At 55.7% G+C, this 13,496-nt stretch carries 10 protein-coding genes; 4 read left to right on the top strand and 6 right to left on the bottom strand.

The features are described from left to right. Positions 1 to 74: 74 nt before the first annotated feature. From ldtD to FJW00_RS13270, 3 genes are all read left to right on the top strand, one after another. Entirely contained in the window at positions 75 to 1,886 is a 1,812-nt protein-coding gene (gene ldtD / locus FJW00_RS13280; protein ID WP_140924416.1) for a L,D-transpeptidase, read from the top strand. Between the two features lie 185 nt (positions 1,887 to 2,071). Continuing rightward, on the top strand, positions 2,072 to 2,620 hold the full coding sequence (gene mepK / locus FJW00_RS13275; protein WP_009091085.1) for a peptidoglycan L,D-endopeptidase MepK: 549 nt from the start codon (positions 2,072 to 2,074) through the stop codon (positions 2,618 to 2,620). 39 nt (positions 2,621 to 2,659) lie between these two features. After that, entirely contained in the window at positions 2,660 to 3,289 is a 630-nt protein-coding gene (locus FJW00_RS13270) for an MBL fold metallo-hydrolase (RefSeq protein WP_140924414.1), read from the top strand. Positions 3,290 to 3,351: 62 nt separating this feature from the next. Here FJW00_RS13270 and FJW00_RS13265 read toward each other — a convergent pair whose 3' ends face one another. The 4 genes from FJW00_RS13265 to pncB all read right to left on the bottom strand — a co-directional run bounded on the left by FJW00_RS13265 (position 3,352) and on the right by pncB (position 9,010). Continuing rightward, positions 3,352 to 4,542, bottom strand: a complete 1,191-nt coding sequence (locus tag FJW00_RS13265; protein WP_009091082.1) for an amino acid aminotransferase — start codon at positions 4,540 to 4,542, stop codon at positions 3,352 to 3,354. Positions 4,543 to 4,775: 233 nt separating this feature from the next. After that, the gene (ompF, locus tag FJW00_RS13260; protein ID WP_285064648.1) at positions 4,776 to 5,945 is read right to left on the bottom strand and encodes a porin OmpF; all 1,170 of its coding nucleotides are present in this window, start codon (positions 5,943 to 5,945) and stop codon (positions 4,776 to 4,778) included. 300 nt (positions 5,946 to 6,245) lie between these two features. Then, positions 6,246 to 7,646 carry an asparagine--tRNA ligase gene (gene asnS / locus FJW00_RS13255; protein WP_009091079.1) on the bottom strand — a complete coding sequence of 467 codons (1,401 nt, stop codon included), beginning with the start codon at positions 7,644 to 7,646 and terminating at the stop codon, positions 6,246 to 6,248. Between the two features lie 158 nt (positions 7,647 to 7,804). Then, positions 7,805 to 9,010, bottom strand: a complete 1,206-nt coding sequence (pncB, locus tag FJW00_RS13250; RefSeq protein WP_140924409.1) for a nicotinate phosphoribosyltransferase — start codon at positions 9,008 to 9,010, stop codon at positions 7,805 to 7,807. Positions 9,011 to 9,253: 243 nt separating this feature from the next. On the opposite strand from pncB, the gene pepN reads away from it, so the two are divergent. Continuing rightward, a complete protein-coding gene (gene pepN, locus FJW00_RS13245) occupies positions 9,254 to 11,869 on the top strand; it encodes an aminopeptidase N (protein WP_140924407.1) in 2,616 nt (871 codons plus the stop codon). A gap of 41 nt (positions 11,870 to 11,910) precedes the next feature. Here the strand turns inward: pepN and ssuB are convergent, their stop codons facing one another. Together ssuB and ssuC are read right to left on the bottom strand one after the other, a co-directional pair. Next, positions 11,911 to 12,699 (bottom strand): aliphatic sulfonates ABC transporter ATP-binding protein, encoded by a 789-nt coding sequence (gene ssuB, locus FJW00_RS13240; protein WP_009091072.1) that lies wholly within the window; start codon positions 12,697 to 12,699, stop codon positions 11,911 to 11,913. Further along, the gene (ssuC, locus tag FJW00_RS13235) at positions 12,696 to 13,487 is read right to left on the bottom strand and encodes an aliphatic sulfonate ABC transporter permease SsuC (RefSeq protein WP_140924405.1); all 792 of its coding nucleotides are present in this window, start codon (positions 13,485 to 13,487) and stop codon (positions 12,696 to 12,698) included. The genes ssuB and ssuC overlap by 4 nt, the downstream gene beginning before the upstream one ends. Between the last annotated feature and the right edge of the window lie 9 nt (positions 13,488 to 13,496).

Genomic DNA, 13,496 nt, shown 5'->3' with positions numbered 1-13,496 from the left:
CAACATAATGAGTCACAGCCCGATCGCAGCGGATACAGGGAACGCTGCGCAGTTAAGAAGATAAGGGGGCAGGGATGTTGCTGGCAAAAAAGGTTAATCATCATCGTGTTATATCATTGTTAGCGCTGGCGCTAACGGTTGTTCCATTTACGCTACCACAGGCCGCTGTTATCGCCGCGATGCCCGGCACCGCGCACGCGTCAGTTTCGGTTTCCGACAGTCAGCAACGTATCCGCCAGGCGTTTTCCAGCGCCGATCAGCCATTTTATCTTGCACCGCTGGCGACGCTGTATGCGTCCCGCCACATGCAGCCGCTCTGGCAGGATCAGCAGGCGGTTCAGAAGTTTCAGCAGCAGCTGGCTGAGGTGGCGCTCTCTGGCGTTCAGCCGCAGTTCACGCGCTGGGTTGACCGTCTGACTAACCCGGCTATCACTGGTTTTGCCCGTGACGTGACCCTCTCCGACGCCATGCTGGGCTACCTTCAGTTTGTCTCTAACGTGCCGACGCAGGGGGAAACCTGGCTCTACAGTAATGTTCCCTACAGGCTGACACAGCCGTCGGTGGCCGTGGTAAATCAGTGGCAGAATGCGGTCAATGCGGGCGCGAGCAGTACGTTTGTTGCTTCCCTGCAGCCGCAGCATCCTCAGTATCAGCCGATGCACGCTGCGCTGAAAGCGCTGCTCAGTGATAAACAACCCTGGCCGCAGCTGAAGAACAGCGAAACGCTGCGTCCGGGGCAGGTCAGTGACGATGTGCCCGCACTGCGTGAAATTCTGCAGCGCAGCGGCATGCTGACCGCACAGAGCAACGCACCGGCTCCGGATGATGATGCCGTGCCAGTCGCTCCTTCGCCGGTAACCCATAGCGATCAGCTGGTGGCAGTGAGTCCTTCCGCCACCCCTGTCAACGATCTGCCTGCGCCATCGCCGCAGTCACCCGGTAACGTTCAGATCCAGACGCTGGAAGGCAACACTGCCAATGTCTATGACGAGACGCTGGTGGCGGCGGTTAAACGTTTTCAGCAGTGGCAGGGACTGGATGGTGATGGCGCTATCGGTGCCAGAACGCGGCAGTGGCTGAACGTCTCACCCCAGATGCGCGCTTCGTTACTGGCGCTGAATATTCAGCGGCTGCGCCTGCTGCCGGATGATATGCACAACGGCATTATGGTCAACATCGCCAACTACTCGCTGATCTATTACAACAACGGCAACAAGATCCTCTCTTCCCGGGTCATTGTCGGGCGTCCCGATCGTAAAACACCACTGATGCGCAGCGCGCTCAATAATGTGGTGCTCAATCCGCCGTGGAATGTGCCGACGACGCTGGTGCGTAAAGATATCATCCCTAAAGTAAAACAGGACCCCACCTATCTCTACAAGCACGGTTATACCCTGCTGTCGGGCTGGAGTGCTGACGCTGAAGTGATCGATCCCAGTATGATCGACTGGCGCATGGTTTCCGCTGCATCCTTCCCTTACCGGATGATTCAGGCTCCGGGTCAGACGAATGCGCTGGGCCGATACAAATTCAACATGCCTAGTTCGGATGCCATCTATCTGCATGACACGCCAAACCATAACCTGTTTCAGCGTGATATTCGTGCGCTCAGCTCAGGCTGCGTGCGTGTGAATAAGGCATCTGAACTGGCCGGGTTGTTACTGCAGGATGCAGGCTGGAACGACTCCCGTATTTCCAGCACCCTGAAAGAGGGGGATACCCGTTATGTGCCGATTCGCCATCGCATCCCGGTCAATCTCTATTACCTTACGGCCTGGGTTGCTGATGATGGCAAGCCGCAGTTCCGCACAGATATTTACAATTATGATGACACCGCCCGTTCGGGCAGTCAGGCACTGAGCCGGGCGAAACAGTTACTGCTCTAGTGATTGATTTTAAATCGTTAGCGGCGCACCTGGCACCGTAAGAAATATCCTCTGAGGGCGATTCCTTCGGGAATCGCCTCTCAAACACGCCCCAGATGGGTTGACGCTTACCTGAGAGAAAGTTATGGTTCGGCCTGTGCGCTTTTTGCACATTTCTATGGCTTCACTCTCAGGTAAACCGCTACATGTCTACTATTGATTCTTTTCGTCGCAACCTGCTGCTTTGCGGTAGTGCCGCCGCCGGACTGGCATTATTGCCCGCTTCTGCAAGGGCTTCGCTTTCAACATCTCGCCCGCGTGTATTGATGCTTAACAATCTTCACACCGGTGAAACCCTTAAAACTGAATTTTTTAATGGTAAGAGTTACGACAAGGATGAGTTGACACGATTAAATCACTTTTTCCGTGACTACCGCGCCAATAAAGTGAAAAGCATTGATCCGCACCTCTTCGATCAGATTTTCCGCCTGCAGGCACTGCTCGGTACGCGCAAACCTGTCCAGCTGGTCTCGGGCTACCGTTCACTGGCGACCAACAATATGTTACGTGAGAGCGGTCCGGGAGTCGCGAAGCATAGCTATCACACCAAAGGCCAGGCGATGGATTTCCATATTGAAGGGGTTTCATTAGCCAATGTACGCAAAGCGGCGTTATCTCTGCGTGCGGGTGGTGTAGGATATTATCCCCGCAGTAACTTTGTACATATTGATACCGGTCCGATCAGGCACTGGTAACGACACCGGCGACGCTGCGTGAGCCGGTCATGGAGCGTTATGAACTACCACATTATTCCTGTTACAGCCTTTGCCCAGAACTGTTCCGTTATCTGGTGCGACACCACCCGTGAAGCGGCTCTGGTCGATCCAGGCGGCGATGCCGATCTGATCAAACAAACGCTGGAACAGCTCAGACTCAAGCCCGCTCAGATTCTGCTGACCCATGGGCATCTCGATCATGTCGGAGCCGCGGTCGAACTGGCGGCTTACTATCAGATCCCTGTTGTCGGGCCACAAAAGCGGGATGCTTTCTGGCTGGAGGCGCTGCCCACGCAGAGCCGGATGTTCGGACTGGAAGAGTGCGCCCCTTTTACGCCGGATCGCTGGCTGGAGGAGGGGGAGAGTGTGCAGGTCGGGCTGACTACGCTGGAGGTCCTGCACTGCCCGGGCCATTCCCCTGGTCATGTGGTGTTCTTTGACCTTCCCGGAAGGCTGCTGATTTCAGGTGATGTGATTTTTAATGGCGGCGTGGGACGAACAGACTTCCCGCAGGGCGATCATCGGCAGTTGATTGATGCGATTCACACTAAATTGCTGCCGCTGGGCGATGATGTGACTTTTCTGCCCGGCCACGGCCCGATCTCCACACTGGGACAGGAACGCATCAGCAATCCTTTCCTGCAGTAAATCAGACCTTTTGCTGCCATAAAAAATGGGCCCTCAGGCCCATTCTTGTTTTATCGCCTGCCTCAGAGCACCGCGACAATCGCTTCGCACAGCGCCGACATGTTGTCCGGCGTCATGCCCGCCACATTCACGCGGCCAGAGTTAACGGCATACACAGCGAACTCTTCACGCAGGCGAATAACCTGCTCTTTAGTTAAGCCGCTGAATGAGAACATGCCGTTTTGCTTAATGATAAAGCTGAAGTCACGCTGCGCACCTTTCTCTGCCAGCGTGTTAACAAACAGCTGCCGCATACGCTGAATGCGCTGACGCATGTCCGACAACTCCTGCTCCCAGATCGTCCGCAGTGCGTCGTTACTCAGAATCGTCGCGACGACGGCCGCACCATGCGCCGGGGGATTGGAGTAGTTGGCACGAATGGTGTATTTCACCTGACTGAATGCGGTTTCTGCTACGCCGGCGTCGGCCGCTACCAGCGTGATGGCCCCCACGCGCTCATTGTAGAGACCAAAATTCTTCGAGTATGAGCTGGCGACGATCAGCTCCTGATGTGACGCGGCGAAAATACGCAGGCCTTCGGCATCTTCGTCCAGACCACGGGCAAAGCCCTGGTAAGCGAAGTCGAACAGCGGCAGCCAGCCATTCGCCTGTGAGATCTCTGCCAGCTTCTGCCACTGCTCCGCTGTCGGATCGATACCGGTCGGGTTATGGCAGCAGCCGTGGAAAAGTACCACGTCGCCAGGCTGAACCTGACTCAGCGACGCCAGCATTCCCTCAAAATCAAGCGTGTGGTTTGCCGCGTCATAATAGTGATATTCACACACCTCAAGACCGGCAGCATTGAACACATTTTTATGATTCGGCCAGCTGGGGTTGCTGATCCAGACCCGTTTTACCGCTGTCTGCGTGGCCAGAAAATCTGCCGCAATGCGTAGCGCGCCTGTGCCACCTGGCGTCTGTGCCGTACGTGCACGGCGCGCGCTAATCAGTGGGCTGTCATTGCCGAACAGCAGGGCCTGCGTGCAGCGCGCGAAATCCGCCAGACCATCAATGCTGAGATAGTTTTTGGTGGTTTCGTTTTCCAGCAGATACTGCTCAGCCTTTTTAACACTGGTCAGCACCGGGGTCTTGCCGGTTTCGTCTTTATAGACGCCGATACCCAGATTGATTTTTTCAGGGCGGTCATCAGCACGAAACAGATCGGCGAGCCCGAGAATAGGATCGGCGGGTGCAGCAGAGATCGATTCAAACATGTGTCAGGTCCATTAGCGTGAACATTTGCAAGAGGGCTCTCAGGTTAACGTCCGGCCAGGCAAATGCCAACCGTTTGCGAATCAAAATGCTCTATTTTGCTGTGCGGATTGCGCGACGGGGAGATAAAGACGTTAACGTGGGGCGGGAGGGAGTTAAGCAGCGCAGAGGTTGTAATTAACAGCCATAAAAAAACGGGGCCGTGGCCCCGTTTTTCAACATGTTGAAAGCAGGATTAGAACTGGTAAACCAGGCCCACTGCTACAGTGTCATCAGAGTTCAGACCCAGACGGTTGTTGTCATCCAGCTGGTTGATCTGATAGTCCACATAGGTAGACATATTTTTGTTGAAGTAATAAGTTGCGCCGACGTCAATGTATTTAACCAGGTCAGCATCGCCCACGCCTTCGATGTCCTTGCCTTTAGACTGAACGTAGGCAATGGATGGACGCAGACCGAAGTCGAACTGATACTGTGCAACCAGTTCAATGTTCTGAGCTTTGTTTGCAGAGCCAGTTGTGGAGAAGGTGTTACCGTTAGCCAGAGTACCGGTAGCAGTAAATGGTGTTGAGTTGCGTGTCTCACCGTACATTGCAGCCAGGTAAACGTTGTTTGCATCGTACTTCAGAGCAGTTGCCCAGTTTTCAGCGCGTTTGCCCGCGCCCTGACCGGTAACAGTGGTCGTTGCATCACCGCCGCCATTCGCTTCGGAAGGAGTGACAGTAGTCCGCGCACCTGCTGACTGAGCGTTAGTACGATCGCTGTTGCTATATGCGGCTGCGAAGCCTACACCGATTGGAGAAACGTAGCTGGTTGACACACCGTAGCCGTCACCGTTGGAGCGACGCAGGGCGTCGGTACCGGTGCGCTCGTTTTTACCCTGATACTGAAGAGCGAAGTCCCAGCCATCAACCAGGCCAAAGAAGTTGGTGTTGCGGTAGGTCAGCAGGCCGGTGCTGCGACCGTTCATGAAGTTATCAGAGTAACCTGAGTCGCCACCGAATTCTGGCAGCATATCGGTCCAGCCGATTGCATCGTAAACCACACCGTAGTTACGGCCGTAGTCGATTGAACCTGCATCACCGAATTTCAGACCGGCAAAGCCCAGACGGGTTCTGTTGCCATTCTGCGCGTCAGAACCTTCAGAGTTGTTCGCCTGAACGTTATATTCCCACTGGCCGTAACCGGTCAGCTGGTCATTAATCTGAGTTTCGCCTTTGAAGCCGAAGCGAACATAGGTGTTATCGCCATCGTTGCCATCATTATCAGAGAAGTAATGCAGGCCAACTGCTTTACCGTACAGGTCCAGTTTGTTGCCGTCTTTGTTATAGATTTCTGCAGCATTGGCTGCGCCGGCGGCTAACAGAGCAGGGATAACCACTGCCAGAATATTGCGCTTCATCATTATTCATTACCCTCATTGGAGTTATTTGTACACCTGCCACTGCCGTAAGGAAATCTTTACAGAACCCTCAACGAAGTTTGGTGTCTTCCTGTGTCTGCACGCATCTTTCCATCCCCCCCGCCGTAATTCTAGCGCGAAAATGCTACTAAACTCGTAATCTGGTTTCTAAAGGAAAATATGTATTACAAAATGTAAAAAAGACGGAACTTTGTGAGAGAACTCAAAATTTACAAAAATAAAAAAAGGCCGGCTGTGCCGACCTCTTTATATATATGATTTTCTTATATTTAATGCCGAATGTCAGAAACTCGCATTGCGTGGGGTGCGTGGGAAGGGGATAACGTCCCTGACATTTTGTACGCCGGTAACATAGGCGATTAAACGTTCAAAGCCCAGACCAAAGCCAGAATGCGGAACGGTGCCATAGCGACGCAGGTCACGATACCACCAGTAATCCTCTTTATTCAGCCCCATCTCTTCCAGACGCGCATCCAGCACATCCAGACGCTCTTCACGCTGTGAACCGCCGATGATCTCACCAATGCCCGGAGCCAGAACGTCCATCGCCGCCACGGTTTTACCATCTTCATTCAGGCGCATGTAGAATGCCTTAATATCTTTCGGGTAGTTTTTCACGACCACTGGCGCTTTGAAGTGTTTCTCTGCCAGATAACGCTCGTGTTCAGAAGAGAGGTCGATACCCCAGGAAACCGGATTCTCGAAGGTCTGACCGCAGTTCTTCAGGATCTCAATCGCATCGGTGTAGTCGACCTGAGCAAAATCGGTGGTGATGAAACGCTGCAGGCGTTCAACAGCCTCTTTATCGACACGCTCAGCAAAGAAGGCCATGTCGTCAGCGCGCTCTTCCAGCACCGCGTTAAACACATATTTCAGCATGGCTTCGGCCAGTGCTGCGGCATCATCCAGCGAAGCAAACGCAATTTCCGGCTCCAGCATCCAGAATTCCGCCAGGTGACGGCTGGTGTTAGAGTTTTCGGCGCGGAAGGTCGGACCAAAGGTGTAAATCTTCGACAGGGCGCTGGCATAGGTTTCACCGTTCAGCTGACCTGATACGGTCAGGAACGCCTCTTTGCCAAAGAAATCTTCAGCGAAATCGACTTTGCCCTGATCGTCACGCGGCAGGTTTTCCAGATCCAGCGTCGAAACGCGGAACATCTCGCCTGCGCCTTCGGTGTCTGACGCGGTGATCAGTGGAGTGGAGACCCAGAAATAGCCATTTTCATGGAAGAAACGGTGCAGCGCCTGCGCCAGAGTATGGCGGACGCGGGCAACCGCGCCAATCAGGTTGGTGCGCGGACGCAGGTGAGCCACTTCACGCAGATACTCAATGCTGTGGCGCTTAGCCGCCATCGGGTAGCTGTCCGGATCTTCCACCCAGCCCACCACTTCCAGATGGGTCGCCTGAATCTCAAACGCCTGGCCCTGACCCGGCGAAGCCACCACTTTACCGGTGACGATAACCGAACAGCCCGTGGTCAGACGCAGCACTTCATCCTGATAATTATTCAGAGAATTATTGACGACAGCCTGAACGGGATTAAAGCAGGAGCCGTCATACACGGCGATGAAGGAAAGACCGGCTTTGGAATCTCTTCGGGTACGCACCCAACCACGTACGGTGACTTCACTGTCAACCGCGACGCGACCGTGCAGTACGTCCGCTACAGGCACTACGCTCATAAATATCTCTCTATATAGAAGAAGTGAGTAAAAAAAGTTGCCCCATCCGGGGTTTTGCTATGTTACTTGCGAGTCTTCAGGAAACAAGCAAAATTCAGGCTGAAAACAGATTTATTACAGCAGAGGCGGGGCGTATTGACGCCCCGATAAGAGGGGATTTAACTCGCTTTTTTCACCAGCGGCAGGTCAAAGGCTTTACGCAGCGCTCTGACAAAAGCTTTGTCCTGACAGATCGTTTTACCCGGGCTGTCGGAGAGTTTTGCCACCGGTTTACCGTTGCACTGCACCAGTTTAATGACGATATTCAGTGGCGTGACGCCCGGAATATCGCAGGTCAGACGGGTGCCGATACCGAAAACCACATTCGTTCGCTGACCAAAATGGCGGTAAAGCGCCAGCGCTTTATCGAGATTCAGATTGTCAGAAAAGACCAGATTTTTGCTTAAGGGATCGATACCCAGCTTCTGATAGTGGGCGAGCGCTTTCTCACCCCATTCAACCGGATCGCCGGAATCGTGGCGCAGACCCTGATAACGGCGGGCGAACACCGGGCCAAAGTCGCGCAGAAACGCATCCATGGCGATACAGTCGGTCAGCGCAATACCCAGCTGGTCGTCATACTCATCCAGCCACGCCTGCAGTGCTGCCCGCTGGCTGTTCGCCAGAACGGGACTGATCTGCTGGAACGCCTGAAACCACTCGTGCGCCTGGGTGCCCACTGGCGTGAGTGACAGGCGGCGCGCCAGGTCATAGTTACTGGTACCAATCAGCCAGGGGAAATCCTGTTTCAGCGTTGCGACAATCGACTGCTGTACATCCTGTGAATAGCGACGGCGGGTGCCGAAATCCATCAGGCGGAAGCGTGACATATCGAGGTCGGCCACCTGCGCTTTAAAGTCGCTGAGCTTATGATGCAGGTGGTCAATCGCCTGCTGAGTGGTGACCTGAGGTGTGCGATGACGATGCACAATCTCACTGATCAGCGCCAGCAGCGGCACCTCCCACAGTATCACTTCACGCCACGGCCCCTGAATACGGAGGTCCAGCTTGCCGTGGTGATTGCGCACCTCAACCTGCTCCGGTTTGTAGCGGAACTGGCGAAGCCAGCTCAGGTAATCTTCGCGAAAGAAGGGAAGATGAGACAACCAGGTCGCTTCATCTTCAGTCAGCGCCAGATTTTGCATTGCGGTTATCGCGTCACGAATTTCGTCAGCGTAGAGACCCAGCAGTTCGTCGCCGCGGCAGCGAAACTCCGCCGTCACCGTTACGTCGTGGTAGCGGTGGAAAACGGCCTGCTGCATATGGAGCTTATAGGCGTCCGTATCCAGCAGCGAGGTCAGTATCGGGGAAGCATGTCCTGTCATGGCGCGTTTCAGCATCCTGTTCGGTGGCGCAGAGCCCGGTGTTGTACACAGTCATAAAGACGCAAAAGTATAATTCACTATCTGAAGCCGATCACAGCATATTTCAGTCCGGCGGGTCGAGGCCAATCTGTGCCTTTGTTAACAAACTGTAGACATTTCACCCTTTAGCTGCATTGTGCGTGGCAAGCTTGTTGTAACAAGCTTAGACTTTGCCGGTAAACTTATAACAACGCGAGACGGAATATGACGCAACAGCCCCAAATCAAGTATCGCCACGACTACCGTGCGCCTGATTACACCATCACCGACATCGATTTAACCTTTGAACTGGATGCGTCGACAACCCGCGTAACGGCCATCAGCCAGGTCAAACGGCTGGGCGACAGCCAGACTGAGCTGCGCCTGGACGGAGAGGCGTTAACGCTGATTGCGCTGGAAATCGACGGGCAGCCCTGGACGGCGTTCCGTGAAGAAGAGGGGGCGCTGGTCATCAGTCAGCTGCCGGAAAGCTTCACCCTGAAAATCATCAACGATATTCATCCGGATCAGAACACCGCGCTGGAAGGACTGTACAAATCGGGTGAGGCGCTCTGCACCCAGTGCGAAGCTGAAGGCTTCCGTCATATTACCTGGTATCTCGATCGCCCGGATGTGCTGGCGCGTTTTACTACCACCATTTATGCCGACGGCAATCGCTATCCCTACCTGCTCTCCAACGGTAACCGGATCGACGGCGGCCAGGACGATCAGGGGCGCAACTGGGTGAAGTGGCAGGACCCGTTCCCGAAACCCTGCTATCTGTTTGCGCTGGTGGCGGGCGACTTCGACGTGCTGCGCGACAGCTTTACCACCCGCTCAGGCCGTGATGTGGCGCTGGAGATCTTCGTCGACCGCGGCAATCTCGACCGCGCTGACTGGGCGATGACCTCGCTGAAAAACAGCATGAAGTGGGATGAGGAGCGTTTCGGTCTGGAGTATGACCTCGACATCTTCATGATCGTGGCAGTGGACTTCTTTAATATGGGGGCGATGGAAAACAAAGGCCTCAACGTCTTTAACGCCAAATATGTGCTGGCCAAAGCTGAAACCGCGACCGACAAAGATTATCTCGGTATCGAAGCCGTGATTGGTCATGAATATTTCCATAACTGGACCGGTAACCGTGTGACCTGCCGCGACTGGTTCCAGCTCAGCCTGAAAGAGGGGCTGACGGTCTTCCGCGATCAGGAGTTCAGCTCCGATCTGGGTTCGCGCGCGGTGAACCGCATCGATAATGTGCGCATCGTTCGTGGTGCCCAGTTCGCCGAAGATGCCAGCCCGATGGCGCACCCGATCCGCCCGGATCAGGTGATCGAAATGAACAACTTTTACACCCTGACCGTGTATGAAAAGGGATCGGAAGTGATCCGCATGATGCACACGCTGCTGGGTGAGGAGAATTTCCAGAAAGGCATGCAGCTCTATTTTGAGCGCCACGACGGCAGCGCGGCAACCTGTGATGATTTTGTTCAGGCGATGGAAGATGCTTCTAACGTCGACCTGTCGCAGTTCCGCCGCTGGTACAGCCAGTCGGGTACACCGGTCCTGACGGTTCGTGACGACTATAATCCGGAGCTGGAACAGTACACTCTGCATGTTACCCAGCACACGCCAGCCACCGCCGACCAGAAAGAGAAGCTACCGCTGCACATTCCGCTGGATATCGAACTCTATGATGGCGAAGGCAAGGTGATCCCGCTGCAGCATAATGGGCAGCCGGTGCATCATGTGCTGAATGTTACCGAGGAGTTCCAGACCTTTATTTTCGACAACGTCTACTTCCAGCCGGTGCCGTCGCTGCTGCGTGAATTCTCTGCGCCGGTGAAGCTCGACTATAAGTGGAGTGACGCGCAGCTTACCTTCCTGATGCGCCATGCCCGCAACGACTTCTCCCGCTGGGATGCGGCTCAGAGCCTGCTGGCTACCTATATCCGCCTCAATGTCGCCCGCTATCAGCAGGGTCAGCATCTGTCGCTGCCGCTGCACGTCGCCGACGCTTTCCGCGCAGTGCTGCTTGATACCGACTGCGACCCGGCACTGACCGCGCTGATCATGACGCTGCCGTCAGAAAATGAGATTGCCGAGCTGTTTGACGTTATCGATCCGCAGGCCATCTCACTGGTGCGGGATGCGCTGCAGCGTACGCTGGCGCGCGAACTGGCCGATGAATTCTTTGCGATTTACAACGCCAATCAGCAGCCTGAGTACCGCGTGGAGCATGAGGCGATTGGTCAGCGCAGCCTGAAAAATATCTGCCTGACCTATCTCGCCTTCAGCGATGCGCAGCTGGCGGACAAACTGGTGCAGGCGCAGTATCAGCAGGCGACCAACATGACTGATGCGCTGGCCGCTCTTTCTGCCGCTGTGGCGGCGCAGCTGCCGTGCCGCGATGCGCTGCTGGCGGCGTATGATGAGCGCTGGCATCAGGATGGTCTGGTCATGGACAAATGGTTTGTGCTGCAGGCGACCAGTCCGGCTGCCAACGTGATGCGCAGCGTGCGTCAGCTTCTGACGCATCGCTCCTTCACGATGAGTAACCCGAACCGCGTTCGCTCGCTGGTGGGTGCCTTTGCCTCAGCGAACCCTCCTGCTTTCCATGCAAAAGATGGCAGCGGCTATAAGTTCCTGGTCGAGATGCTGACTGATCTCAACACCCGTAATCCGCAGGTGGCGGCACGGATGGTGGAGCCGCTGATTCGCCTGAAACGCTATGACGAAACGCGTCAGGCGATGATGCGCGAGGCGCTGGAAGAACTGCTGACGCTGGATAAACTCTCTGGCGATCTCTACGAGAAAATCACCCGGGCGCTGAACGCCTGATAATAAAAAGGCGGAGCGTCTGAGACGGCCTCCGCCTTTTTTTAACGCTGCTGCGCCAGCCGCACCGGTGGAGTGCGCTCTGTACGCTGCATCACCCGATCCAGCACCTCCGCTTCCAGCTCGGCGAGTCGTGCCGATCCCCGGCGTCGCGGCCTGGGCAAATCAACCTGAAGATCCAGCCCGATCTCTCCCTCCTCAATCAACAGCACCCGATCCGCCATCACAACCGCCTCACTGACATCGTGCGTGACCAGCAGCACGGTAAAGTGATGCTGCTGCCACAGCGACTCAATCAGTCCCTGCATTTCGATGCGGGTCAGGGCATCCAGCGCCCCCAGTGGCTCATCCAGCAGCAACAGACCGGGACGATGGATCAGCGCCCGGGCCAGCGCAACCCGCTGTTTCTGGCCTCCCGACAGCGCAGCAGGCCACTCATCCGCCCGATCGGCAAGTCCGACTGCCGCCAGCGCATCCCGCGCCGCGCCGCGCCATTCGCGTCCGCGCAGCCCCAGGCCGACGTTGTCGATCACTTTTTTCCACGGCAGCAGTCGCGCATCCTGGAACATCAGACGGGTATCGTCGCGCGCCGACTGCAACGGCGCATTGCCCGCCAGCAGCTCACCGCTGGAGCAGTGCTCCAGTCCGGCCAGCAGGCGCAGCAGGGTACTTTTGCCACAGCCGCTGCGGCCCACGACCGCCACAAACTGACCGGAAGGGATATGCAGGTCAATTTTATTAAGAATAGTGCGGTTGCCATACTGTTTGCTGACGCCGTTGACGCCAACCGGGGTGCCGGTGTTGAGGCGTGCCGGTGAGAGAATCGGACTCATGCGTTCTCCTCCTTTAATTGATAAGCGGGATGCCAGCGCAGCCAGACACGCTCCAGCAGCAGCGCGGCGACATCCGCCAGCTTACCGAGCAGGGCGTAGAGAATAATGGCGACCACCACCACATCCGTCTGCAGAAATTCCCGCGCATTCATCGCCAGATAGCCGATGCCGGCGTTGGCGGAAATGGTCTCCGCGACGATCAGCGTCAGCCACATCAGGCCGAGGGCGAAACGCACGCCGACCATGATATTCGGCAGCGCGCCGGGCAGGATCACCTGGATAAACAGACTCCAGCCGGAGAGACCGTAGCTGCGGGCCATCTCAACCAGCCCGCGGTCAATATTACGGATGCCGTGATAGGTGTTGAGGTAGATAGGGAAGAGCGTACCCAGCGCCACCAGGAAAATCTTGGCCGACTCATCAATACCGAACCAGAGGATCACCAGCGGGATCAGGGCCAGATGCGGCACGTTGCGCAGCATCTGAACCGAGGTATCGAGCAGACGCTCACCGGTTTTTGAGGTGCCGGTAATCAGTCCAAGTATCAGACCGATGGAGCCGCCGATAGCGAAACCGACCAGCGCCCGCCAGCTGCTGATCGCCAGGTGCTGCCACAGTTCGCCGCTGACGGTCAGCCGCCAGAAAGTGGTCACGATTTTCTCCGGCGCGGGCAGAATGCGGGTTGATAACCAGCCGGTTTGTGAGGCAATCTGCCACACCACGATCAGCAGGAGAGGCAGCAGCCACGGCACCAGCGTATCGGCAAGACGTTTTCGGGTTCTGGCCATTCTGCTCTC

Origin of the sequence: Pantoea anthophila, from assembly GCF_006494375.1 — a bacterium.
In the GTDB taxonomy this organism is placed as follows: domain Bacteria; phylum Pseudomonadota; class Gammaproteobacteria; order Enterobacterales; family Enterobacteriaceae; genus Pantoea; species Pantoea anthophila.
The sequence above is the reverse complement of the archived record's forward strand: the minus strand, read 5'-3'. Positions and strand labels throughout refer to the sequence as shown.

What these genes read in the sequence shown, in the direction of transcription:
- ompF (WP_285064648.1), bottom strand. Translation starts at nt 5,945, where the DNA reads ATGATGAAGCGCAATATTCTGGCAGTGGTTATCCCTGCTCTGTTAGCC.
- ldtD (WP_140924416.1), top strand. Translation starts at nt 75, where the DNA reads ATGTTGCTGGCAAAAAAGGTTAATCATCATCGTGTTATATCATTGTTA.
- pncB (WP_140924409.1), bottom strand. Translation starts at nt 9,010, where the DNA reads ATGACAGGACATGCTTCCCCGATACTGACCTCGCTGCTGGATACGGAC.
- ssuC (WP_140924405.1), bottom strand. Translation starts at nt 13,487, where the DNA reads ATGGCCAGAACCCGAAAACGTCTTGCCGATACGCTGGTGCCGTGGCTG.
- pepN (WP_140924407.1), top strand. Translation starts at nt 9,254, where the DNA reads ATGACGCAACAGCCCCAAATCAAGTATCGCCACGACTACCGTGCGCCT.
- FJW00_RS13270 (WP_140924414.1), top strand. Translation starts at nt 2,660, where the DNA reads ATGAACTACCACATTATTCCTGTTACAGCCTTTGCCCAGAACTGTTCC.
- FJW00_RS13265 (WP_009091082.1), bottom strand. Translation starts at nt 4,542, where the DNA reads ATGTTTGAATCGATCTCTGCTGCACCCGCCGATCCTATTCTCGGGCTC.
- mepK (WP_009091085.1), top strand. Translation starts at nt 2,072, where the DNA reads ATGTCTACTATTGATTCTTTTCGTCGCAACCTGCTGCTTTGCGGTAGT.
- asnS (WP_009091079.1), bottom strand. Translation starts at nt 7,646, where the DNA reads ATGAGCGTAGTGCCTGTAGCGGACGTACTGCACGGTCGCGTCGCGGTT.
- ssuB (WP_009091072.1), bottom strand. Translation starts at nt 12,699, where the DNA reads ATGAGTCCGATTCTCTCACCGGCACGCCTCAACACCGGCACCCCGGTT.